This window comes from Actinokineospora enzanensis DSM 44649 (assembly GCF_000374445.1).
Classification (GTDB): Bacteria; Actinomycetota; Actinomycetes; order Mycobacteriales; family Pseudonocardiaceae; genus Actinokineospora; species Actinokineospora enzanensis.
On record NZ_KB894420.1, the window covers coordinates 62,810 to 85,135 of the forward strand.

Below are 22,326 nucleotides of genomic sequence, written 5' to 3' on the forward strand. Positions count from 1 at the left end.
CCCGCACCGGGGAGCGCGGCAGTTTCGGAGGTTCCGTCATGACATCCACCCCCGCGTCCCCCGAAGCCGCGGTGGCCCGCCCGGCCAGGGCAGGCCACGTCGAGGCGCACGGCATCGACGTGATCGGCGACGACGAACGCCGCGGCCGCGCCCGCGACCTGGTCGGCGTGTGGGCCGCGCCGAACGTCAGCTACCTGGCCCTGGTCGTCGGCGGCGCGCTCGTGGTCATGGGCCTGCGGCTGTGGCAGGCGCTTGCGGTGATCCTGGTGGGCAACCTGTGCTGGCTGCTCGTCGGAATCCTGGCCGTCAGCGGCCCGGCCGCGGGCGCGCCCAGCGAGGTGATCACACGGGCGATCTATGGGACCCGCGCCAACCGGGTCGTCATCGGGGTGAACGGCTGGTTCATCTCGGTCTGTTATGCCGCGCTCAACTGGTCGGCGGCGTCGGTGACCGCGTTCAGCCTGTGCTCGCGGTACGGGCTCGAACTGGATACCGCGGGGAAGGCGGCGGTCATCATCGTCATCGCCGCGGCCACCCTGGTGATCAGCGTTTACGGGCACGCGACGATCGTGAAGCTGTACCCGCGACTGACACTGGTACTCACCGTCGTATTCGCGATCCTGGCGTTCTTCGTATTCGACCACACCGACTGGTCATATCAGCCGCCGACAGAGCTGCAGGGCATCGGACTGTGGGCCGCGCTCGCGGGTGGTCTCGCGTTGGTCGCGTCCGCCGCTTTGTCCTACAACAACAGCGCGGATTTTGCGCGATACCTGCCCCGCGCCACCAAACCCACCGCAGTTGCCGGCTGGACCGCCCTGGGCGCGTTCATCCCGAGCGTGCTGTTCACCTCGCTCGGCGCGCTCGCCGCGACCACATTGGACATGAGCGACCCGCAGACCGCCCTGGCAGGCATCCTGCCCGGCTGGTTCACCCCCGTCTTCCTGATCGCCGTCATCATCGGCGCGATCGCCAACAACGCCATGACCATCTACAGCGCGGGCCTCGCCATCCAGGCGATCGGCATCCGCATCCGCCGCTCCCGCAGCGTCCTGCTCGACGGCACCATCGGCGTGCTGCTGACCATGTACGCCCTGCTGGTCTCGAACTTCCTGGACGCGGTCAGCGAGGGAATGCAGCTCATGGTCGCCGTCCTCGCCCCGATGATGGCCATTTACGCCGCCGACGTCCTGATCCGCCGCAATCGGTACGACGGCCACGCCCTCAGCGACGAATCCCGCGGCGGTCCATTCTGGTATCGGGGCGGCGTGCATTGGGTGGGTGTCGGAGCACTGGTCGTGGGCACGGCGGCCGCGTTCGTCTGCGTCGACATTCCCGATCTCTACACGGGATTCGTGGCCGACGCGGTGGGCGGAATCGATCTGTCACTCCCGGTAGGCCTGGTCGTCTCCGCCACGATCTACACCACGGGCCGCCTTTCTCGGTCGAATACCTGAACCGAGACGGTGAACACACATCTTCACCATTTCCCCCTCGCGGCGGTCACGTGCCGGCTACCCTGACCCGGCGCGTGGACGTCCAGTCGACAAAGGGGGAACAGGGCCCGTGATCCGTGATCCGCAGGAGTGGGTGCGCGAGCAGGAGCAACGCACCGCCACGCTCCTGGCCAAGGCCGAGAACGCCCAGGCCATGCTGGCCGAGAACTCGGTCACCGCGACCAGCCCGGACCGCGCCGTGACGGTCACGGTCAACCCCGGCGGCGGCCTGACCTCGCTGGTCTTGGCCCCCGAGGCGGAGCGGCTGAGCCACCAGCGGCTGTCGGCCCTGATCATGACCACCTACACCCAGGCCGCCCGACAGGCCGCGGCGCGCACCATGGAGATCATGTCCGGCCTGGTCGGCGGCGACTCCGAGGCGCTCGACATCGTCCGCCAGGCCATGCCCGAACTCCCCGACCCGGACCCCGCCCCGGACCGCCCACGCGACGACGACGACGGCTTCGGCGGCGTCTACGGGGGCCGTCGATGACCACGCCCGGGTACGAGATCAACGACCCGTCGTCGCTGTCCGCGCATGTGGGCAGGGTCGCGCACGTCTCGGACATGATCAACGAGGCCAACACGGCCGGTCAGCAGGTCGGCCTCGGCGGCGTGGACGCCTATGGCCTGCTCTGCTCGCCGTTGATGATCCCGGCGTTGCAGATGTACGCGGGCAATACGGATGACCTGCTCAAAGGGGCCGCCGAACTGGCCGCGGCGTTATCGGACGGCATCAAGCGCACCATCACCGACTATGACGGCGTCGAGCAGCAGCTCTCCACCGAGTACGGCCGGTTGGAGGGGACGCTGTGAGCGCCGAGGAGCTGATCGCCCAGCCGAAGGAAGTGAAGGACGACGACCTCACGGGCGCGGGCGTCGTCGAGTCGAACGTGGCACTGATCAAGGATATTTTCTTCGACGCCACCAGCTGGGACGAGCTGGCCATGGAGGGGTTGGTCGCAGGTCTCGACCTCCTCTCGGCCTGGATGAACCCGCTCGGCGAGCTGGTCAAGGCCGGGGTCGGTTGGCTGATGGAGCATCTGGACCTGATCCGCGAGCCGCTTGAGGTGCTGACCGGCGATGCCAACCAGGTCAACGCGATCGCGGACACCTGGACCAACATCGGCAAGCGGCTCGACGACGCGGCGGCCGAGTACAAAGCCGCGATGCCACTCACCGAGGACTGGCGCGGTGACGCGGCGACCCGCTATCGCGAGCTGGCCATGGCCTATTTCGGGGCGCTCGGTCAAGTCGCGGAGCAGGCCAGGAGCGCGGCCACCGGGTTGAAGGTCGCCGGGGTCGTGGTCGCGACCGAGCGTGCGATCGTGTTCGACCTGATCGCGACCTTCGTCAGCGATGTGATCACCCGCGCGTTGCTGGCCCTGGCCTCCTCCTGGTTCACCTTCGGGACGTCGGTCTGCGTGTTCGTCGCCAGTGTGGTCACGGACGCCGTCCAGTTGGCGGCGAAGCTCCAGAAGCGGCTTGGCAATCTGTTGGGCTCCATCCAGCGGTTTGTGAAGAAGTTCGACGAACTCGGCGTGAACTCGGCTCGCCTGCAGTCGGCACTCGGTCGAGTGTCGACCACGCTGGGGCAAGAGGCCAACCAGGTCATCAAGGGGACCACGAAGACCCTGGGTGAGTTGGCGCCGCAAGCGGGCCGCCTCAAGGACTTCTCCGTCCGGACGGAGAGATACGCCGAGTCCACGATCGGTCGTGCCCTCGACGGGATGCCCGCGAAGGTCGGCAAGGAGGGCATGAAGGCCACCAACGACACCGTTAACCCGGATGACTGACCAGCGGCGGACCTACCACTGGCCCCGTGGGGTTCTCGCGATGATCTTCCTCATGCTCGGGTTGTGGTTTGCCGTCGCGCTGCACTATCGGTTCGGATGGGGCAATGTCGAGCTTCTGCGCAACGGCAAGGCCGAGATACAGGCATGTTCCCGAGATGTGGGGACCCTGTGGATGATGGTGTCCTGCGACGCGCAAGTGTGGTGGGATGGCGAGCAGATCCCCACGGCGGCGCGCGTGCGCTCGGCGCACGACCTCAGTGGCGTCACGGATGTACGGGAAGAACGCGTCAGCAGTGGGCGGCGCAACACCACACGACAGGTCGTGCCTGCGGATACCACGATCGTCCGCAGCCAGACGTTGTCACTGGTGTCCGCGTTCGGGCTCAGTGTCGCGGGATATCTCCTCGGGTACTTCCTCGGTGGTCGGTTGGCGCGGTTGTTGCCCGAGCCACCGCCCAAGGTCGAGCGGCTGGAGCTCAAGCCCTTCGCACCCAAGCGCGGTCCCAAGCGGCCCAAGCGTGGGCGTCGGCGGTGATCTCAGGTGGGCGGCGAATCTACCCCTGGCCTGCCATCGGGCTGGGCATCTTCTCCCTCTTGCTCGTGTTCTGGGCGGGATTTGGGCTCGCTCAGCGGCTGGGGGTGATGAACGTGGAGCCCTACCCGGAATTGCTGCGGAACGGCAAAGCCGAGGTGCAGTCATGCTCTGGGGACTGGGTGACCATGTGGATGACCGTGAGCTGTGACGCGCGAGTGCGATGGGACGGCATGGAGGCCACCGAGATGAAGGTCGTGCATTCGACCCATGACCTCAGCGGCACCGTGGCTGTCCAAGAGCAACGTGTTCAGAACAGGCGATACAGCACCAGGAAGCAGGTCGTCTCAGCGGACTATACGATCATCCGCAGCGAGACCTTGAGCTTGGTGTTGGTGGCTTTCTGCCCGGTATCGGGGTTTGGCCTGGGGTTCTTTCTCGGTGGTCGGTTGGCGCGGTTGTTGCCCGAGCCACCGCCCAAGGTCGAGCGGCTGAAGCTCAAGCCCTTCGCACCCAAGCGCGGTCCCAAGCGGCCCAAGCGTGGGCGTCGGCGGTGAGCTCAGGTGCGGGCGGCGACCATTTCCGGAGCCGTGATGGTCGTGGCTTTCCGTGGTAGACGGAGGGCGATGAGGAGGACCAATGCGCCGGTCAGGGTAACCGCCATAGTCCAGAGCGCGCTGACGTTCATGGCATGGATGAACGCGTTGTCCGCGGCGCGGGCGAGGCCCGGCTGCTGAGTCGCCACGGCGACATGACGCGCCTGTTCCGCCGAGATCCTGGCCTGTTCGCGCACGACCTCCGGCTGGTCACGCAGGGCGGGGGCGATCCCGCGCTGGTAGAGAATCGACATGAGCGTGCCGCCCACCGCGACACCGAACAGGCTGCCCGCCTGGCGGATCGTGCCGTTGACCGCCGATCCCGAGCCTGCCCGGTCCAGCGGAAGGGTGTTCAGCAGCGCCGTCGACACCGGCCCGATCACCACGCCGATCGAGAGGCCTTGCGCCAGATAGACGATCTCGTTCCAGACGAGCGGGGTGTCCAGTCCGAACAGCGCCCACGTGCCCTGGGCCAGCCCGGCAATGGTCAGCGCGGTCGTGGCCACCGGTCGTAAAGACCACCGCCGCACCAGGTACACCCCCAGCGGCGACCCGACGACTGTGCCGAGCGCGGCCGGGCTCACGGCGAGACCCGCCTCCAACGGCGTGAACCCGCGCGCTCCCTGGAGATAGAAGGCGCCGTAGAAGCTGCCTGCCGTCATCGCGAGCAGCAACAGCCCAAGTGCAGCGTTGCCACCGCCGAACACGCGCCGGGCGAGCAGGCGCGGGTCGAAGCTGGGGTGCCGGGTCTTCAGCTCGACGAACACGAAGGCGGCCAGCAGACCCACGCCCGCCAGGATCGGCAGCAGCACGTCCGGTTCGGACCACGAGGTCGCCTGGCCTGCCCGGATCAGCCCGTAGGCCAGCGCGGACAGGCCGGTGATCGACAGCAGCAGGCCCCACGGGTCGAGACGGCGCGGGGTCGGCACGCGGAAATCCGGGACCAGCGTGCGGATCCCGATCAGCGCCACGATCGCGACCGGGATATTGACCAGGAACACCGAACCCCACCAGAAATGCCCGAGCAGCAGACCGGCCAACAGCGGCCCGGCCGCGACCCCGACCCCGGCCGCCGACGAGGACAGCGCGATGGCGGTCGCCCGCGCCGGGCCGCTGAATGTCCACATGAGAATGGCCATGGTCGCGGGCATGATCAGCGCACTGCCCAGGCCCATCACCGCGCGGGCCGCGATCAGCTGACCGGCGTCGCCCGCGTAGGCGGCCCAGGCCGAGGCGGCCGCGAAGACCGCCATCCCGGCGGAGAGCGTGGTCCGGTGCCCGAAACGGTCGCCGAGCGCCCCCGCGGTGAACATCAACGTGGCGAAGACCAGCGTGTACGCGCCGGTGGCCCACTGCAGCTGCGCCGGACTCGCGCCCAGCCCGCGCACGGGATCGGTGAGCGTCTCGAACGCCGTGCTCAGGATCGTGTTGTCCAGCCAGATCAGCAACGACGACATCACCAGCACGGCGAGGACCAACCACTGCCGCTTCATGGCACCCCCGGTAGAATCGACAAGAACCTGTCTATCGCATCGTGCTGGATCGTCAGGAACCTGTCAAACCTTGGAGGGTCGATGGTGGCGTCCGACCAGGTCAACCCAGGCTCCCTGGCCTTCGTGGTCCGCCGCGTCTGGCTGGCCATGCGCACCGCGATCGGCGCCGAACTGGCCGAGTTCGGCCTGTCGACGCCGCAGTACGCCACGCTGATGATGGCCGCCTCACGCCCCGGCATGTCCGTCGCCGACATCGCCCGCGAGGTCGGCAGCACCCGCCAGGCCGCCAACGAGATGCTCGTCGGCCTGGAACGGGAGAACCTGATCGAACGCCACCCACACCCCAACGACCGCCGCGTCCACCAAATCCACGTCACCGCCGCGGGCCGAACCCGCCTGGCCGACGCCGGCGTCGCCGTCGCCCGCCGCGAGGCCGAACTGGAGGCGGGTTTCAGCCCGGAACAACTCGGCCTGGTCCACGGCTGGCTCCTCACCATCCCGGACAAGTGCCACTAGACTGGGCCGGGATGACCAACTGGACCTTCGCCCTCATAACCCCGGACGGATTCCTTGGCGGCGCCTTCCCGCAGATCACGCGCCTGATCGAACAGGCCGGATTCGACATCCTGGTGGCCCGCCCGATCGTTCTCGACGAAGAAACCATCCGCCGCCTCTACATCAGCCCACACCCCCGCCCATCAACCGGCGGCGACGTCTTGATACCCGTCGAGTTGTTCGCGGACCTCTACCAGATCACCCCTGGCTGCCTGCTGATTCTCGGGCGACAGCAAGGCGACGCGATCAACGCCATGCTCCGGCTGAAAGGCCACACCCGCCCGGAACTGGCCCGTCCCGGCACAATCCGCAGCATCGCCGAGAACGGTTTCCTCAACTACAGCCACTGTCCGGACACGCCAGCGGACCGAGACCGAGAACTCGCCATCCTCACGCCGGACGCCACGAATCTCCAGGCCATAGCCGAGTCCTCGAACTCGGACCTGACCGACCTGATCGGCCTCCCTTCCCTTCTCGACAGCGCAGTTGTTGTCGGCGAACGCAACGCCATCTCCTTCCCGGCAACCGCGATCCGCCTACTCCGCCGCGCCATAGCCCTTCTCGCCACCCACGCTGACGAACCGACGCTCACACAACTCCGCACCTGCCGCGCAGCACTGGACACCACAGCTACAAACCTCGACGACAACAACACCAGCCAAGCCCGAATGTCAACCGTCCAAGACGCGATCCCGCAAGCGGCACGCCCATTGACGGTCATCGCATCAGAACTCGGTCAGCCTGCAATCGCGGAAGCAGTAGAGAACCTGCTCTTCCTGTTCACCACGACCGGTCGCCCTCGGGGAAACGTGTTTCCCTTGGCTCTTTCCCCTCTGGAACGCATCGTCCTGGACAGCCACGCCCACACCCACCGCCTATGAAACCGGCTCCGCCACGCCGAGTTCGACTATGAGCGCCACAGCTATCAGCATGTAGGGGCTGGCCAAATGCTGTCCAGCCGACAGCTGTCGTTGACATGCTTCCCGGATGACGCAGACCGCGGCCACGGCGCTTGCCCAGTTCCTACTGGTGAATCTGGTGGGCGACCGGGATCGATACGGTGGGCAACGGCGCTTTCGCGGCCGCGATACCACTGCTGACCGTAGCAATTGCTCCGGACGCTCGCAATCTTGCTCGGCGTCAACACCTTCTGCGGCCAGCGCGACGAACTGCGCGCCCTGCCGGTGTCCGGTAGTCGATGAGCGTTACCAGTGCGGGCTGGCGTTGTGCATCCTCCGATCCGGCCGGGGCGGAGGCAGACACTGTACGGGAGGTGTGGTCTTCCGGCGCCAGCGTGGGCGTCCCGCACAGATTGGTTGAACCAATTGGCAGATGATTGTGGACGGTCGGCCTGCTTTGATGGAGCGGGCCCACACCGGGCCTGGCCGCAGCGAAAGGTGGACCTCCGTGAAGTTCGGGAAGATGCTCGGTGTCGCGTCGGCGACGATGCTGGCGTTGACGGCCCTGGCCGTGCCTGCGTCGGCGCAGGACTCGCCGTTCTGGTCGTGCCGCAGGGTGCCTGCGGGCTACACCTACACGATGGTGCGTGCGGACCAGGGATGCGAGCCCCTGTACTACGTCACGCTGCCCCGGACCGGGTTATGGGCGTGCAAGGTGACCGCCGGGTTCACCTACACCGCCACCCGCCCCAGTTCCAACTGCCGTCCCGACACCGACGTGCAGTACCTGCTCGCCGCCGAGTAGCCGCGCCGCGCCCCACGGCCGCGCGGTCGTGGGGCACAGCGCCTGCGCGGGGGGCGGGTGTCACCGAACAACGAGTCCTTCCGGCCGTCGAATCCGCCTCGCTGACCGGACGCGTACCGGGGGTCCCAAGTGCGATGCACGTGCGGTGGGCGGGCCGGTTGAGATGCTCTTTTCGTCGGGGTATTCGAGTAGAAGGTCATTCCGAATGCCCTGATCAATCGAGGACCAAGAACCAGTCACCCGGCGATACGCGGCCAAGTCTGCCGTCGCGTGGGCCGCGATACCTCTTCCGAGGGCGTTCGGCCCACCCGAACTGGAACTGGCTGTACGCCCCTGGGGCTGCTCCGGATCTGCTCCGGAACCGGCCGGCGGAGTCCACAAGGGACATCAAACGAAGATCACCCGCCGACCATGCTTTCGCAGGTTGCTCCAGTCAGCACCACGGACCTGTATCGCTGTGAATCACTCACCAACACGGCTTAAGTTGCTTGGTGTACTAAGGACCCGACTCTCGTTCCGTGGCCCTCACGATCAGCGGCGTGGTATCCGCCGCTTGCGGCTTGTCCGCGCCCACTGCCGATCATGGGAGAGCGCCACCAGGTCAGCCGCTGCCGGACCGAGGTGGTGGTATCAGAGGCAGGCGCTCGCTTCGGAACCCCAAGTGTGAGCCGACACGCCGGGAGGTTCCGAACCTGGAGTCGGCGTGTCGGCAGGTGGACGTGTCAACAGCCATTGGCATTGTCGGTTAGAGTGCGCATAGTGCCTGCTCACGCAGGCTGGCACCGGCCGTCACCGGCCGGTGAGGATCGCAACTCCTGACGATGGCCACACCCGGCGACATCGACAGCACTGGCACCGGCCGTCACCGGCCGGTGAGGATCGCAACTCACGAGCCGGTGAGGATCGCAACTACCGGGAGAACCGGGTCGAGCTGGTCGCGCTGCGCCAGGCCGCGCTGGTCAACGACGACTTCGCGAACCAGCTGCAGGGGATCGTGCGGGCGGAGAGCTCACACCTGCGCGAGCACCTGGAGTCGATCACCGAGGCAGGCCGCCCCCCGGCGGGCGACCCGGACCTGCTGGTCTCGGCCGTCACCAGCCTGCTGGACCAGTTCGCCTACACCTGGCTGGCGGCCGGGGGCGACGGCTCCGGTCGTCGGATCGACGACGACGAAGCCGTCGACACCCTCACCGAGCTGCTCTACTGCGGCCTGGCAGGGCACCCCGGCTGAGCGCTCAGCCCTTCGCCTTGACCTGGTTGATCCGGATCAGGTTGCCCGCGGGGTCGCGGAAGGCGCAGTCGCGCACGCCGTAGGGCTGGTCCATCGGCTCCTGCACGACCTCGGCGCCGGACGCGGCGACGCGCTCGAAGGTGGCGTCGCAGTCGTCGGTGGCGAAGATGACGCCGCGCAGCAGGCCCTTGGCCATCAGCTCGGTGAGCGCCTTGCGGTCGGCGTCGGAGGCGTCCGGGGCCGCGGTCGGCGGCTCCAGCACGATCTCCAGCTCGGGCTGGGTCGGCGGGTGCAGCGAGACCCAGCGCATGCCCTCGAAACTGATGTCCCGGTGGACCTCAAGGCCGAGCGCGTCCCGATAGAAGGCCAGGGCGGCGTCGTGGTCTTCGACGGCGATGAACGTGTGCGAGAGAGTCAGCTTCATACCGGAGACGCTACGACCCGGTGGCCCGCTTGGCTTCTTTGTTCCTGACCGGTCTGGTGAACCGCTTGGCGTAGCAGGCCGGGATGTCGACACTGTCCGCATGCGACCGCGCGCGGTACGCGCTCGGCGTCTCCCCCACCAGCTCGGTGAACCGGGAGCTGAACGATCCCAGCGACGAACAGCCGACCGCGAAGCACACCTCGGTGACGCTCAGGTCGCCGCGCCGCAGCAGGGCCTTGGCGCGTTCGACCCGCCGGGTCATCAGGTAGCTGTACGGGGTCTCGCCGAAGGCGGCGCGGAACGCGCGGGCGAAGTGCCCGGTCGACATCAGCGCGCCGCGGGCCAACGCCGGGACGTCGAGCGGCTGCGCGTAGTCGCGGTCCATCCGGTCGCGCGCCCGGCGCAACCGGACCAGGTCATCCGTGTCCACTGCACCAGCATCGCACGACCGCCCACCGAATTGTCCGGTAGTACCGCGAAATGCCACGCTCCGCGATCTTTCCCAGTGTTCAGGACGCCACTTTCGGCTGTATGTCCAGGCACGCTCCGTCGATATCTTCGTCGGCGCCCACAAGGAAAGGATGGAGATGCGCACGACAGTTCGCACCACCTCTGGTGTCGCCCTCGCCTGTGTGGCGTCCGTGCTGCTCACCAGCATCGCGGCGGCGACCCCCACACCGGGCGCGCCGGGCGTCGGCGACCCCTACTACCCGAATGACGGAAACGGCGGCTACGACGTTTCCCACTACGACATCCGGCTCACCTACCAGCCCAGCACCGACCTGCTGTCCGGCACCACGACCATCTCGTTGACGACCACGCAGGAATTGTCCAGATTCGACCTCGATTTCGCGTTGCGGGCAAAGTCGGTGCTGGTCGACAACGTCCCGGCGACGTTCTCGGCCAACACCGACGGCCACGGCGAGCTGGTCGTGACCCCGGCGCGGCCGTTACCGAGCGGCAAGCAGGTCACCGTCGCGGTCAGCTACGCGGACACCCCGTCCACGGCCAAGATCGACGGCGTCAGCACCTGGAAGCGGACCCCGGACGGCGCCCTCGGCGTGGACGAGCCGAACAGCGCCCCGTGGTGGTACCCGTCGAACAACCACCCCACCGACAAGGCCACCTTCGACGTCAACGTGGAGGTGCCGGACGGGCTGTCCGCGCTGTCCAACGGAACCCTGCTGCGCACCAGCAAGAACCGCGCGGGCTGGACGCGCTGGTGGTGGCGCAGCACGCAGCCGCAGGCGACGTACCTGACCTCGCTGGAGGTCGGCAACTTCGAGGTGATCCGGCAGACCACCCCGGACGGCAAGCCGTTCATCACTGCCTACGACAGCGACCTCGGCGACTCGCTCGGCGCGGCGAAGGCGAGCCTGGAGCGCACCCCGGAGATCATCGAGTTCCTGGCCTCCCAGTTCGGTCCCTACCCCTTCGAGGCCCAGGGCGGGGTGGTCAGCGACGGCATCACCTTCTCCCTGGAGAACCAGACCCGACCGGTGTACGGGTCGGTCAACTTCCGCTACGGGGCGAACACCTCGCTGATCGCGCACGAGAACGCGCACCAGTGGTTCGGCGACAGCGTCTCGGTGGGCCGGTGGAGCGACATCTGGCTCAACGAGGGTTTCGCGACGTACGCGCAGTATCTCTGGTCGGAGCACACCGGCGAGGGCACCGCGGACGAGTTGGCGCAGTACACCTATGACCGTATCCCCGCGACCGACCCGTTCTGGCAGGTGCTGCCGAGCAACCCTGGTCCGGACAAGCAGTTCGACAACGCCGTCTACGACCGCGGTGCCCTGACCCTGCACGCGCTGCGCAAGGCCGTGGGCGATGACACGTTCTTCCGCATCCTGCGCGAGTGGACCTCGTCGAAGAAGGGCAAGACCGGCCTGATCTCCGAGTTCGTGGCGTTGTCGGAGAAGGTGTCGGGCAAGCCGTTGCAGGAGTTGTTCCGCACCTGGCTCTACACCGCCGGCAAGCCTGCCGTCGGTCCGAACGGTCCGTCCTTCGGGGCGGCCAAGGCGTTGGTGGAACCCAAGTCGTTCAAGCAGATCGAGGCGGCGCACCACCTCGGTTGACAGTTCGGGGCGGATCACCCGCGGGTGATCCGCCCCGCCTGCTCACGGGGTGGTCCGGAAGGTCGCCATCATCATGTCCTCGTGTTCGAGGTTGTGGCAGTGGACCAGGTACCGGCCTGGGTAGGCAGTGAACCGCACGGCGACGTCGACGAACTCGGCCGGGAGCACATCGACTGTGTCCTTCCGCCCACGTCGTAGGGGCCGCGCGCTGAGTGGAAACCGGACCGCGGCGATCGGCAGGTCACCCGATCCTCACGCTATTCCAGGCCCGCCACCGGCGCCTCCCCTGACACCCACCGCACCAGCCGCTGCGTCTTCCCCACCTCGACCCGCGGCACCGCCCCGGCCGCGACCACCCGCACGTCGCAGGTCAGCCCCAACCGTTCGCGCAATGCCCCGCGCAGGTCATCGATCAACCTGGGCACGTCCGCCGTCGCCGTCTCCACGGCCACCCGCAGCTCGGGCCGCGCGGGCTGTCGTCGGTCCTCCACGACCAGATAGTGCGGACTGACCCGCCCGTCCGCGAGCAGAACGGCTTCGACCTCGGTCGGGAACACGTTCACACCGCGGATGACCACCATGTCGTCCGTGCGCCCGAGCACCTTGGTCATCCGCCGCCATTGCCCCGAGACCGGCGTGGACAATGCCGCAACATCACCGGTCCGGTAGCGGAGCAATGGCATGCCCGTCTTGGTCAATGTCGTGAACACCAACTCGCCGGGAGTCCCATCCGGAACCGGGTTGCCGTCACTGTCGAGGCATTCCGGGTAGAAGTGGTCCTCCGCGATGTCGAGCATCCCGTCGGACTCGAACGACTCGCACGCGACACCCGGACCGATGATCTCGGTCAACCCGTAGATATCGAGCGCGCGAATACCGAGCAGGTTCTCCACCTGCACCCGCATCTCGTGCGTCCACGGCTCCGCCCCGAACACCCCGACCCGCAGGCTCGTCGGCACCACCCCGGCCGCCGACATGGCCTCACCGAGGTGCAGCGCGAAGGACGGCGTGCAGGTCAGCACGTCCGGCCGGAGGTCCTGGATCAATCGAACCTGCCGCTCGGTCATCCCCCCGGACACCGGCACGACGGCGGCCCCCAGCCGGGTCGCCCCGTGGTGAACCCCCAACCCGCCCGTGAACAGCCCATACCCGTACGCGTTGTGCACGACACTCTGCCGGGTGACCCCCGCCCCGGCCAATGCCCGCGCCGCCACCTCGGCCCAGACATCCAGGTCATGCGCGGTATAGGGCACCAACGTCGGCCGCCCACCGGTCCCGGACGACCCATGCACACACACGACGTCATCGGCCTCGACCGCCCGCAACCCGTACGGGTAATGCTCCCAGAGATCTCGCTTGCCGACCGTGGGCAGCCGATGCAGATCACCCAATCGCACGTCCCGCCCGCCGCGCACCCCGCAGTCCCGCAGCCACCGAGCCTGGATGCCACCGGCCGCCAACAGCCGGTCCACCAGCCCGCACAACCGCTGTTCCTGCAGTTCACGCCGCTGCTCCAGGCCCATGTCCCGAGCACCCACACCGTCTACCACCGTCACCCGGACTGGTCTACACCTTTCCGGCTCACCAGGGAAGACCCGCGCAACCCCACCCCCGATTTCTCCCCCACCCGCCCGATGTTGTAGCGTATGCGCAGCACGCCGGGACCAAATCCTGAACGTGCCTGGTACGGGGCTGTGGCGCAGCTGGTAGCGCATCACACTGGCAGTGTGAGGGTCAGGGGTTCGAGTCCCCTCAGCTCCACCCTAGGGGTCTTACTAGAACAAGTGCCTGAATGAAGGCCACGAAGTAGGATCGCGACGCCTGAAGGCGTGCAAGGACCACCCGCATCGCGGGTGGTCCTTTTGCTTGCACCCTCCGCGCCGGTTGCTTCGGCCCGCTGATCTTGGATGGCGTGGAGCTCGCCGAAGGGCTCCCGGAGCTCACCGTCTGTGATCTTGTCGTCCTCGATGTAGAGGGCGTGGAAGATCGCCTGGTTGAGGAGGCGCCGCTGTTGGTCGCTGCAGAGTGGACGTTTCTGGTGAACCTGGCCCAGCAGTGTCTGGAGCCGCGGCTACGCGCCCGCCTCGTCGACCGGGTTCGCCGCGGGGAGACCGTCTTGGTCGGTGGCGCCTTGCGGGTGAGTCGGCACGGCATCGGGTGTCTCAAGCCAGCCCTCTCGCTGCCCTGGCATTCGTACGGCGGTGCCACGGTGTCCGACGGCGCGGTCTGGATCCATCAGGCAGGCGCCGGGAAGCCGGTGGTGGCCGTGCCACTGAGCAACCCCAACGCGGGCTTGATTCCCGCTCTCCTCGTCGCACTCAGGTCGTGACTGCGGCATCCGCGGCCGTTGAGCCCTTTCGCGTGAACGTGGCCGTGGTCGGCAAACCGGTCCATTTCATATCTGACACAGGTCAGAAACGCAAAAACGAGTGGAAAATTCGTCCGAATCGAGCGCGTTCACCAGCATGTCCGCTATCGGCGATGTCGGCTTTCCACGTTCCCACTCCGCGCGGCTATGTCGGGTAGCGATGCCCGGGATCCGATCCCCCCTGCGGGGCGCTGATCATCCAAAGGTGGTGCTCATGGTTGATGCCGGTGCCGGGGGCGGGAGCCTCGCCTGCCCCGTACGCGTCTCCCGCTGCTTGTTCTCGGGTCGATCCGGTCGGGTTCTCGAACAGGAGCTGGTGTTGGCTACCGCCGAAGTCCAGGCCTTGTCTGGGTTGCGTGGACGCGGTGGGCGAGATCGGCCAGGTGCGGCATGGTGTTCTGGCGGGGTGCCTGTCTCAGGTCGGTGACCAGGGTGCGCACGGCGGCGCGGGTGTGGACCTCGCCGGGTGCGGTGCGTTCGGCGGCGAGCAGGGTGCGGTAGGCGCGTTCGGGGTTGCCGTGGTCGTACCAGCAGCGTGCGGTGTCGACCAGGACGCGGGCGCGTCGTTCGACGGTGGGGATGACTGCGAGCGACTGGTGATGGGCGTGGGCGAGTCCGGCGGCGGGGTCGCCGAGGGCGTGCGCGCCGCAGATCCGGTAGCTGACCAGGTTGCCCAGCAGGGTGCGCTGGTGTGGGCTGTTCTCGGCGAGGTGGGTGACGGCAGCGGCGGCGTCGGCGAGCAGTTCGTGGGAGCGGTCGCGGTCACCGGCCTGGGCGGCGGCGTAGCTGGCCGTGCAGTGCAGCATCCCGTGCATCAGTGCGTGGTCGGGGTGCCCGGCGGGGTCGAGGTGGGCTGCGGCGTCGAGGGTCAGGTGTTGGGCGTGGTCGTGGTGTCCGGCGCGGCGGGCCACGGCGGCGAGCATGCGCTGGGCGCGCGCCAGGACCAGGGGGTCTTCGGCCAGGTGGGCGTGGTGTTGGGCGCGGTCGGCGGCGACCCATTCCAGCCCGGAGGCCGTCAGCTTGATCAGTGCTTCGGTGGTCAGGGTGTAGGCGGCGGCTGCCAGGGCGTGGGTGTCGGGAGTGGAGGTGCGGTCGGCGGCGGCCTGGGTGGCGGCCAGCAGCGGGGGCAGTCGGTCGGCGAGCATCAGGTAGTCGCAGCGGGTGAAGGCTTCTCGGGCCTCGGCGATCCGCGAGGCCTGCGGCGGGGCCGGTCCGGGGTCGGTCTCGGTCGGTCCGAGCAGGAGCGCGTCGCCGAGTGTCCGGGTCAGCAGTCGCGCCGGGTCGATATCGGTGCCGGATCCGGTGGGGAGCCCGGTCATCATGCCGCCTGCCGCGATCAGGAAGGTGCGGCGGCGCATGGGGTCCTCCTCGGTCGGTGCCGGTCCAGGCTCACTGTAGGGGCGCGGTAGCGCCCGTGCCGGGAGGACGGGAGCGAGTCCGAACGACTCGACGGGCAGCGCAAGGGCCTCGGCGAAGGCCCGCATCGTCGGTACGTCGCGCAGGGGCACGGCGCCGGTCTCGTACCGGGATACCGCGCTGGCGTGCAGTCCGCAGCGGCGCCCGAGCTCGGTCTGTGTCCACCCGCGCGCGGTACGGGCCTGGCGCAGGACGGCTCCGGGGTGGTCCGCGGTGCTCATCGTCGAGTCCCTTCCCGGGGTCGCTCCGGTGTCCCTCGAACCGGTTCACGGTAGTCGCCGCGCGCCGGTGTGCGGGCCGGATGTGCGGGATCGGCACACGGTGTGCGCGATCCGCACACGCCCCTGCCTCGCGCACCGGCCACGGGATTGTCTTGGGTGGCCCGCTTTCCGTTGGACCGCAACAGAAAGAAGCCATCGTGATGACCGCTACCACGATCACCGACACCGTCGACCCCGTGGACGCCTATCTGCGTGCCGGGCGCATCATCGCCGCGCACGAGACCCGCTCGGACATGATCGAGCGGGTGACCGCCGCCCTGTGCGCCGCCGATTGCGCCTTCTACCCCGCAGGTGCCGCCGCGTTCGGTGCCCGGCTGCGCCGGGCCATGGACGCGCGGCAGGTGGTGTTCTCCACCCCGATCATGACCAACGCCGGCCGCCACCCCGACCGTGCGCTGGCCGCGTGCGTGGTGCCGCCAGTGGACCTGCGCGGTGACCTCGCGGCCGTCGCGGCGAGCGTGCACGCCCACCACCAGGCCGGGATGGGCACCGGGTTCCGGCTCGACGAGGTCACCGATCCCGTCACGGTGCTGCGTCACCTCAACACCGTCGCCGTCGAGGGGGCGTGTGCCGGTCGGGAGGACAGGCCGGTGGGCAACATGGCCGTCCTGTCCCTGGACCACCCCCGCGTGCAGGAGTTCATCGACTGCAAACTCGGCGCCGACACCCGCGGTGAGATCTGGAAGTTCAACATCAGCCTCCTGGTCACCGACGCGCAGATGCGGGCCGCGGACGCCGGGCCCGGCCGGGAACGTGATCTGCTGTCCGCCGCCGCGCGCGCCGTGCACGCCTGCGCCGACCCCGGCCTGGTGTTCATCGACCGCCTGGAGGCCACCAACCCCACCCCGCACCTGGGCGCCTACGTCTCCACCGCCCCCTGCGCCGAGGTCGGCCTGGCCACTGGAGAAGCGTGCCAGTTCGGCTACCTCAACCTCGGTGCCTTCCACCGCCCGGACGGGGACGTCGTGCCGGTCGACCTCGACGCCCTCGCCGAGACCACGGCGTTGCTGGTGCGGGCCCTCGACGACGCGATCGAGGCCAGCCTCCCGCACTACCCCAGCCCCGTCACCGTGGCCATCATGACCGCCAAACGCAAGATCGGCATCGGGATCTGCGGGCTGGCCGACTTGTTGTTGACCGCGGGCCTGCCCTACGGCAGCCCGGACGCGATCCGGCTCACCCGCGATCTGGTGGCCTTCGTCAACTACCACTCCAAGCTGGCCTCGGTCACCCTCGCCGAGGCGCGCGGCCCCGCCCCCGCAGTCGCCGACGGCCGCTCCCGCTACGCCGACCCCGACTTCCTACGCCGCTTCGCCCGCCCCGAGATCCGCACCGTCACCCCCGCCCACTGGGACACCCTCGCCGACCGCATCGCCACCACCGGGCAGCTGCGCCACGCCCACACCGTCGCCCTGCCCCCGACCGGGCGCAGCGCCCCCGTCATCGGCGCCAGCACCGGCATCGAACCCCTGTTCCGACTCACCAGCGACCACACCGGCGACCTGCACCCCGCCGCCGCCCACGCCCTACGCCAGGCCGGGCGCACCGACCTGATCGGCCACATCCACCTCCACGGCAAACTCCCCCGCGACCACGGCCTGCCCGCCCCGCTGGCCGACCTGCTGGCCACCGCCACCGACCTCGAACCCGCCGCCCACCTGGCCATGACCGCCGCCGCCCAGGCGGGCGTCGACGACGCGGTCAGCAAGACCGTCAACCTGCCCGCCGACGCCACCGTCGAACAAGTCCACGACATCCTGACCACCGCGTGGCGACTCGGCTGCGCCGGGGTCACCGTCTACCGCGACGGCAGCCGCGGCACCCAACCCAAACCCCTGTGACCGTGTCGATCACGACCCTGCCCCGAGGTGAGGATGACCTCCACCGACCACGTACTCGACACACCATGCACCCGGTGGCCCGGTAGGTCATCCTCACCCAGTCCGGCCCCGACGGGACCCGCGTACCGTGGGCCCGCCGCGCCACCCAGCGGATCCAACGTCGGGAGACAGGAGAAACCATGGTGGATCAGTGCATCAAGGACACCCGACACGACCGCTACCCCGTCGCCGCCCACCTGATCCTCACCCACCCCACCACCGGCCACGTACTGCTGATGCGACGCGACGGCACGTACTACGGCCGACATCGACTCGCCTTCGTGGCCGGACACGTGGACACCGGCGAGACAGTCACCGACTGCGTGGTCCGCGAGTCCGCCGAGGAGATCGGAATCGGACTCGACCCCGCCGACCTGACCCCAGCCGGTGTGATGTTCCGCCGCTCAGCCGAGCCCCGAGTGGACTTCTTCTTCACCGCTCACACCTGGACGGGAGAACCACGCATCCGCGAACCGCACAAGTGCAGCGAGCTCCTCTGGGCCGACCCCGACAACCTGCCCGCCGACGTGCTCGACTTCGTCCCCCGCGCGCTCGACAACACCCGAACCCAGCGGCACTTCGACGAGTTCGGCTGGACCACCACACCCGCCCTGCCAGCCACCCCTCCCCGCCGCTGAAACAACACCCACGACACGGTCCACGTGCTCCGACAGGACAAGCACTGCCAGCATGCTCTTGTCATGATGGTGGTGTGACTCGTGTGCTTGTGCTCGGCGGCTCGTGGTTCCTTGGTCGTGCTGTCGTCGAGGAGGCGCTGGCACGAGGCTGGCAAGTGACCACGTTCCGCCGCAGCAGGTCAGGGGCGGACGTGGGCGACGTTCGCGTCATCCACGGTGATCGGACCGTGCACGCGGACCTGACGCGGTTGGCCGCGCACGGGCCTGGGATGCACTCGTCGACACCTCCGGCTATGTTCCCCGCGAGGTGGGCCTCGCCGCTCGCGCACTTGAGCCGGTGGTCGGTCGGTACGTGTTCGTCTCCACGGTGTCGGTGTACGAGGGTTGGCCGGTGCAGCCCCTGACGGAGGAGTCCGCGGTCCTGGACTGTCCCGCGGATGTCGGGGCCGACTTCGGGTACGACGGGGACCCTGGCCCGTCGATCTACGGGTTCACCAAGGCCGGCTCGGAGCGCGCGGTCCTGGAGGCGTTCGGTGATCGACGAGTCGCCGTGCTGAGACCGGGAGTGATCCTCGGGCCACGGGAGTATGTCGGCAGGCTTCCGTGGTGGCTGCGCCGATTCGAACGAGGCGGGCGGGTGCTCGCACCGGGACGTCCGGAACGGGCTGTGCAGCCCGTCGATGTACGCGACGTCGCCGCCTTCGCGCTGACGACAGCCACCGGTCCCACCGGAACGTTCAACGTCACAGCCACGGGAGATGACAGCCGCGACGAAAGATCAGCAACGAAGAGCCCCGCCAGGCCACTACACGGTCGACTCATGTAGCCACGATGGTTGCCTCCTCCAATTCGTTCACCACATCGCCCGTGGCGCGCTGGACGGCGAGCTGCTCCTCGAACTCGGCCCGGACGATCTTGACGAGCTGGCGAGCCCGAGTGGTCCCTACTCCGAGCCGGATGCGCAAGGCATCAGCGGATATCGGCTTCTGGTGAGCCGCACGGTGAACCGCGTCTTCTCGCCGAGCCTGAGCCAAGAGAACCTCCGGCGTGCGCCCAACGGCTACTCGCCCGCCACCTCGCGGCAACACGTCCTCACCAAGTTCGGGCCTCGTCTCCGGCGCACCCTCATTCGCGTCCGCATGGACAGCCAGCCCAGGTCGACCGACTCCGGACGCGGCTGACACACGAGTTGTAGCGCCAATCGCTTGCAAGAGGCCAGGACCGACCTCCGCCCAGCCGATCAACAGCAGCGGCCCTACCGCATCGAACGCCGCCTTACCGAACTCGCCCGCGACCAGAGGCTCTGCCACGTTCAGCGCGAGCGTGACCGCGCTGGCGAAGAGCAGCAACCGACGAGCAGGTCGCAGCACGTCCGGCGAAACACCAGTGAGGGCCAAGTGCCGGATGCCCAGCAGCAGCCCGAGGATCGAAAGATCAACCGCAGGAGCCACCAGCGGCGCGACCCACGCTGGCACACCAAGCCGGAGCGCGAGATTGAGGACGTTGCCAAAACCGAACAGGAAGGCCAGACCAACGACCACGCCCATGATCACGGTGACAGCCTGAATTACAGCAGCCCCGTCTGACCCTGATCGCGTCGACACAGCTGCCCCGCGAGTCATCGAACATCACCTGCTTCGACGCGCGGACGCCCGTGGGTGTCTCGGGTGGCAATGCCGCGTTCACGCAGTTTGCTCAGCACAGTGGTGTGGGCGACGCCGAGATGGTCGCCGACTCGTACCAGCGACCAGCCGAGGCCATAGAGGCGGATGGCATCCTCGACCTGCTCGGTCGAGAGACCACGGCGGCGCATCAACACACCGTTCCGGTGGAGAATGCTACTGGCCGTTCGCCGTTCGATGCCGAACCGGTCACCGAGCTCGTACACCGTCGCACCGGACCGGTAGCCGGCGATCAGCTGTTCGACTTGCTCGGTGCTGAGTTGCCGGGCGCGGCCGGGGCGGTCGCGCTTGATCGACGGCGGCTCGGGCGTGTCGAGGCTGGGGAGCTTCTCGCGGAGCTCTTCCAGGGCTTTGACCTGGTATTTTATGTTCGAGTAAGGCCCCCTAACCTCCACAATGGAATTTTGTGCGTGAATCACCCGTTGACCTGTGGAAGCATGGTCAGCGGGTGATCTTTGTTTGGTGTCCTCTGTGGACTGTGTCGGCTGGTTCTGGAGCGGATTCGGAGCGGTCGTCATCCCGGGATGGAATGGGTCGTAGGTCGGCTCCAGGTCGAGCGGTCCGGGTGTCTTCGGGACGGTGGCATCTCGGGCCGTGAGTGTGGCGACCTTGCTGCTCCATGCGCGCGGACGAAGACGTGGACGCTTGTTGTCGGGCGGCCGGTTCCCGCTTCTCGATCGGAACGTCGGCATGGCTTCCCATTCGAATGCCCCGCCGGAAAGAGCACCTCGAACGATCCACCCGCCGCACACGCACCGATCCGGTCCGCGCGACTCGTCCTGCGTACCGAACAGAACCCCGACGGTCACCGAGCAGTCCTCACCCCCGTTCCCGGCCACGGGCGACGTGCCACGGCGACACGACTGGTATCGCGAGCTCCGTCCACGCGAGAGTGTTGTCGGGTGCCCGTACGCGCTTCGGAACCTCCAGTGCGGGCCGACACGCCGGGAGGTTCCGAACCACACCTCGGCGTGTCGACCCCGGACCATGTCAACAGCTGTTGATAAAGTCCGGCCGCGTGGACAAAACCCCTGCTCACGCAGGCTGGCACCGGCCGTCACCGGCCGGTGAGGATCGCAACTGACGCGGTTCGGAAGGCCAGGTCGAGGGCTCATCGCTGGCACCGGCCGTCACCGGCCGGTGAGGATCGCAACCACCAGCTCGCGCACGAGTTGGAGGGCCGGTTCACCCCCTGGCACCGGCCGTCACCGGCCGGTGAGGATCGCAACCGCCCGCCTGATCGAGCTGCCGCGTGACTCCCGGCACACAGCCACCGCATAGCCGTGGCACATGCCCGCCTCAGCGCCCCTGCCGATCGTTACCGGCATGACGGCGATCGCAGAAGCCCCACGGGCCACCGAACGAAGCACCGACCACCACCGGGTCACCCTCGATGTGGTCATTCCCGTGTACAACGAGGAAACCGACCTGGAGCCCGGTGTCCGCACGCTCCGCGCCTACCTGGCGGTGTCCGTCCCCTACCGGTTCCGGATCACCATCGCGGACAACGCCAGCACCGACGCCACCCCCGAGGTCGGTACCCGGCTGGCTCGGGAGCTGCCCGAGGTCGAGTACGTCCGCTTGGCGGAGAAGGGGCGCGGGCGCGCGCTCAAGGCGGTCTGGCTCGCCTCGGACGCCGAGGTTCTCGCCTACATGGACGTCGACCTGTCCACCGATCTGGCGGCACTCGACGTGCTGGTCGCGCCGCTGTTGTCCGGGCACTCGGATGTGGCGATCGGCAGCAGGCTGATCCGGGGTGCGCGGGTGGTGCGCGGCGTGCAGCGAGAGTTCATCTCCCGCTGCTACAACCGGATCCTCCGCACGGTCCTGCGCGCCCGGTTCTCCGACGCGCAGTGCGGGTTCAAGGCGATCCGGTCGGACGCGGCACGGGCGTTGCTTCCGCTGGTCGAGGACACCGGCTGGTTCTTCGACACCGAGCTGCTGATCCTGGCCCAGCGCAGCGGGATGCGGATCTACGAGGTGCCGGTCGACTGGATCGACGACCCGAACTCCTCGGTGGACATCGTGGCCACCGCGCTCGCCGACCTCCGGGGTGTCGCGCGCATGCGGCGTACCCGGGCCCGCCGGGTCACCGCCCCCGTTCGCGTCCTGACCGCCGCCTGACTGCCGCCTGACCTCGAAAAGGGAACGCC

At 68.3% G+C, this 22,326-nt stretch carries 23 protein-coding genes, 1 tRNA gene and 1 pseudogene; 17 read left to right on the top strand and 8 right to left on the bottom strand.

Annotation, left to right across the window (positions count from 1 at the left end; all coding sequences use genetic code 11):
* The first annotated feature begins 38 nt into the window (after window positions 1–38).
* The 6 genes from C503_RS0120810 (at window position 39) to C503_RS0120835 (ending at window position 4,381) form a co-directional block, all read left to right on the top strand.
* A complete protein-coding gene (locus tag C503_RS0120810) occupies window positions 39–1,457 on the top strand; it encodes a purine-cytosine permease family protein (RefSeq protein ID WP_018684155.1) in 1,419 nt (472 codons plus the stop codon).
* Window positions 1,458–1,566: 109 nt separating this feature from the next.
* Window positions 1,567–1,989: a YbaB/EbfC family nucleoid-associated protein gene (locus tag C503_RS40165; protein WP_018684156.1), complete on the top strand. Its 423-nt coding sequence runs from the start codon at window positions 1,567–1,569 to the stop codon at window positions 1,987–1,989.
* Window positions 1,986–2,312, top strand: coding sequence for a hypothetical protein (locus tag C503_RS40170; RefSeq protein ID WP_018684157.1), 327 nt, complete (start codon window positions 1,986–1,988; stop codon window positions 2,310–2,312). The genes C503_RS40165 and C503_RS40170 overlap by 4 nt, the downstream gene beginning before the upstream one ends.
* Window positions 2,309–3,292 (top strand): WXG100 family type VII secretion target, encoded by a 984-nt coding sequence (locus C503_RS40175; RefSeq protein ID WP_018684158.1) that lies wholly within the window; start codon window positions 2,309–2,311, stop codon window positions 3,290–3,292. The genes C503_RS40170 and C503_RS40175 overlap by 4 nt, the downstream gene beginning before the upstream one ends.
* The gene (locus C503_RS0120830) at window positions 3,285–3,827 is read left to right on the top strand and encodes a hypothetical protein (protein WP_026316526.1); all 543 of its coding nucleotides are present in this window, start codon (window positions 3,285–3,287) and stop codon (window positions 3,825–3,827) included. The genes C503_RS40175 and C503_RS0120830 overlap by 8 nt, the downstream gene beginning before the upstream one ends.
* Window positions 3,828–3,892: 65 nt before the next feature.
* Window positions 3,893–4,381: a hypothetical protein gene (locus tag C503_RS0120835; RefSeq protein WP_245572551.1), complete on the top strand. Its 489-nt coding sequence runs from the start codon at window positions 3,893–3,895 to the stop codon at window positions 4,379–4,381.
* Window positions 4,382–4,383: 2 nt separating this feature from the next.
* Here C503_RS0120835 and C503_RS0120840 read toward each other — a convergent pair whose 3' ends face one another.
* Entirely contained in the window at window positions 4,384–5,913 is a 1,530-nt protein-coding gene (locus C503_RS0120840; protein WP_018684161.1) for an MFS transporter, read from the bottom strand.
* A gap of 81 nt (window positions 5,914–5,994) precedes the next feature.
* Here C503_RS0120840 and C503_RS0120845 point away from each other — a divergent pair, with 81 nt between their 5' ends.
* The 4 genes from C503_RS0120845 to C503_RS43455 all read left to right on the top strand — a co-directional run bounded on the left by C503_RS0120845 (window position 5,995) and on the right by C503_RS43455 (window position 9,403).
* The gene (locus C503_RS0120845; RefSeq protein ID WP_018684162.1) at window positions 5,995–6,429 is read left to right on the top strand and encodes a MarR family winged helix-turn-helix transcriptional regulator; all 435 of its coding nucleotides are present in this window, start codon (window positions 5,995–5,997) and stop codon (window positions 6,427–6,429) included.
* Window positions 6,430–6,440: 11 nt separating this feature from the next.
* The gene (locus C503_RS0120850; protein WP_018684163.1) at window positions 6,441–7,349 is read left to right on the top strand and encodes a nucleoside-diphosphate kinase; all 909 of its coding nucleotides are present in this window, start codon (window positions 6,441–6,443) and stop codon (window positions 7,347–7,349) included.
* 526 nt (window positions 7,350–7,875) lie between these two features.
* A complete protein-coding gene (locus C503_RS0120855) occupies window positions 7,876–8,172 on the top strand; it encodes a hypothetical protein (protein ID WP_018684164.1) in 297 nt (98 codons plus the stop codon).
* A gap of 799 nt (window positions 8,173–8,971) precedes the next feature.
* Window positions 8,972–9,403 (top strand): hypothetical protein, encoded by a 432-nt coding sequence (locus C503_RS43455; RefSeq protein WP_018684165.1) that lies wholly within the window; start codon window positions 8,972–8,974, stop codon window positions 9,401–9,403.
* Between the two features lie 4 nt (window positions 9,404–9,407).
* Here the strand turns inward: C503_RS43455 and C503_RS0120865 are convergent, their stop codons facing one another.
* Together C503_RS0120865 and C503_RS47350 are read right to left on the bottom strand one after the other, a co-directional pair.
* Window positions 9,408–9,827 (bottom strand): VOC family protein, encoded by a 420-nt coding sequence (locus C503_RS0120865; protein WP_018684166.1) that lies wholly within the window; start codon window positions 9,825–9,827, stop codon window positions 9,408–9,410.
* A 10-nt stretch (window positions 9,828–9,837) separates the two neighbouring features.
* Complete coding sequence (locus C503_RS47350; protein ID WP_051114895.1) at window positions 9,838–10,212, bottom strand: helix-turn-helix transcriptional regulator; 375 nt, start codon at window positions 10,210–10,212, stop codon at window positions 9,838–9,840.
* A 202-nt stretch (window positions 10,213–10,414) separates the two neighbouring features.
* Here C503_RS47350 and C503_RS0120875 point away from each other — a divergent pair, with 202 nt between their 5' ends.
* Window positions 10,415–11,908 carry a M1 family metallopeptidase gene (locus C503_RS0120875; protein ID WP_026316527.1) on the top strand — a complete coding sequence of 498 codons (1,494 nt, stop codon included), beginning with the start codon at window positions 10,415–10,417 and terminating at the stop codon, window positions 11,906–11,908.
* Window positions 11,909–11,950: 42 nt separating this feature from the next.
* Here C503_RS0120875 and C503_RS44780 read toward each other — a convergent pair whose 3' ends face one another.
* Window positions 11,951–12,148 (bottom strand): multicopper oxidase domain-containing protein, encoded by a 198-nt coding sequence (locus tag C503_RS44780; RefSeq protein ID WP_084477239.1) that lies wholly within the window; start codon window positions 12,146–12,148, stop codon window positions 11,951–11,953.
* 17 nt (window positions 12,149–12,165) lie between these two features.
* Window positions 12,166–13,464: a phenylacetate--CoA ligase family protein gene (locus C503_RS0120885; RefSeq protein WP_245572545.1), complete on the bottom strand. Its 1,299-nt coding sequence runs from the start codon at window positions 13,462–13,464 to the stop codon at window positions 12,166–12,168.
* 132 nt (window positions 13,465–13,596) lie between these two features.
* Here C503_RS0120885 and C503_RS0120890 point away from each other — a divergent pair.
* Together C503_RS0120890 and C503_RS0120895 are read left to right on the top strand one after the other, a co-directional pair.
* Window positions 13,597–13,669, top strand: a tRNA-Ala gene (locus C503_RS0120890).
* A 151-nt stretch (window positions 13,670–13,820) separates the two neighbouring features.
* Entirely contained in the window at window positions 13,821–14,237 is a 417-nt protein-coding gene (locus C503_RS0120895) for a hypothetical protein (RefSeq protein WP_018684171.1), read from the top strand.
* Window positions 14,238–14,599: 362 nt separating this feature from the next.
* Here the strand turns inward: C503_RS0120895 and C503_RS0120900 are convergent, their stop codons facing one another.
* Window positions 14,600–15,913, bottom strand: coding sequence for a helix-turn-helix domain-containing protein (locus C503_RS0120900; protein ID WP_018684172.1), 1,314 nt, complete (start codon window positions 15,911–15,913; stop codon window positions 14,600–14,602).
* 200 nt (window positions 15,914–16,113) lie between these two features.
* On the opposite strand from C503_RS0120900, the gene C503_RS0120905 reads away from it, so the two are divergent.
* The 3 genes from C503_RS0120905 to C503_RS48910 all read left to right on the top strand — a co-directional run bounded on the left by C503_RS0120905 (window position 16,114) and on the right by C503_RS48910 (window position 19,317).
* Window positions 16,114–17,814: a hypothetical protein gene (locus C503_RS0120905; protein ID WP_018684173.1), complete on the top strand. Its 1,701-nt coding sequence runs from the start codon at window positions 16,114–16,116 to the stop codon at window positions 17,812–17,814.
* 179 nt (window positions 17,815–17,993) lie between these two features.
* A complete protein-coding gene (locus C503_RS40185) occupies window positions 17,994–18,491 on the top strand; it encodes an NUDIX hydrolase (RefSeq protein ID WP_018684174.1) in 498 nt (165 codons plus the stop codon).
* A gap of 352 nt (window positions 18,492–18,843) precedes the next feature.
* Window positions 18,844–19,317 carry an SDR family oxidoreductase gene (locus tag C503_RS48910; protein WP_425393532.1) on the top strand — a complete coding sequence of 158 codons (474 nt, stop codon included), beginning with the start codon at window positions 18,844–18,846 and terminating at the stop codon, window positions 19,315–19,317.
* Here the strand turns inward: C503_RS48910 and C503_RS0120920 are convergent.
* Window positions 19,310–20,044, bottom strand: a complete 735-nt coding sequence (locus C503_RS0120920; protein WP_018684176.1) for a hypothetical protein — start codon at window positions 20,042–20,044, stop codon at window positions 19,310–19,312. The two genes, C503_RS48910 and C503_RS0120920, sit on opposite strands and share 8 nt — an antisense overlap.
* A gap of 65 nt (window positions 20,045–20,109) precedes the next feature.
* Window positions 20,110–20,982, bottom strand: coding sequence for a helix-turn-helix domain-containing protein (locus C503_RS47980; RefSeq protein WP_245572546.1), 873 nt, complete (start codon window positions 20,980–20,982; stop codon window positions 20,110–20,112).
* A 517-nt stretch (window positions 20,983–21,499) separates the two neighbouring features.
* On the opposite strand from C503_RS47980, the pseudogene C503_RS0120930 reads away from it, so the two are divergent.
* Window positions 21,500–22,246, top strand: a pseudogene (locus C503_RS0120930) (dolichyl-phosphate beta-glucosyltransferase); the annotation flags it as partial.
* Window positions 22,247–22,326: the final 80 nt, after the last annotated feature.

Excerpts from the sequence above, each read along its gene's own strand:
- C503_RS0120810 (WP_018684155.1), top strand. The coding sequence starts at position 39 with ATGACATCCACCCCCGCGTCCCCCGAAGCCGCGGTGGCCCGCCCGGCC.
- C503_RS40170 (WP_018684157.1), top strand. The coding sequence starts at position 1,986 with ATGACCACGCCCGGGTACGAGATCAACGACCCGTCGTCGCTGTCCGCG.
- C503_RS0120830 (WP_026316526.1), top strand. The coding sequence starts at position 3,285 with ATGACTGACCAGCGGCGGACCTACCACTGGCCCCGTGGGGTTCTCGCG.
- C503_RS0120840 (WP_018684161.1), bottom strand. The coding sequence starts at position 5,913 with ATGAAGCGGCAGTGGTTGGTCCTCGCCGTGCTGGTGATGTCGTCGTTG.
- C503_RS0120845 (WP_018684162.1), top strand. The coding sequence starts at position 5,995 with ATGGTGGCGTCCGACCAGGTCAACCCAGGCTCCCTGGCCTTCGTGGTC.
- C503_RS0120850 (WP_018684163.1), top strand. The coding sequence starts at position 6,441 with ATGACCAACTGGACCTTCGCCCTCATAACCCCGGACGGATTCCTTGGC.
- C503_RS0120865 (WP_018684166.1), bottom strand. The coding sequence starts at position 9,827 with ATGAAGCTGACTCTCTCGCACACGTTCATCGCCGTCGAAGACCACGAC.
- C503_RS47350 (WP_051114895.1), bottom strand. The coding sequence starts at position 10,212 with ATGGACCGCGACTACGCGCAGCCGCTCGACGTCCCGGCGTTGGCCCGC.
- C503_RS0120875 (WP_026316527.1), top strand. The coding sequence starts at position 10,415 with ATGCGCACGACAGTTCGCACCACCTCTGGTGTCGCCCTCGCCTGTGTG.
- C503_RS0120900 (WP_018684172.1), bottom strand. The coding sequence starts at position 15,913 with ATGAGCACCGCGGACCACCCCGGAGCCGTCCTGCGCCAGGCCCGTACC.
- C503_RS0120905 (WP_018684173.1), top strand. The coding sequence starts at position 16,114 with ATGACCGCTACCACGATCACCGACACCGTCGACCCCGTGGACGCCTAT.
- C503_RS40185 (WP_018684174.1), top strand. The coding sequence starts at position 17,994 with ATGGTGGATCAGTGCATCAAGGACACCCGACACGACCGCTACCCCGTC.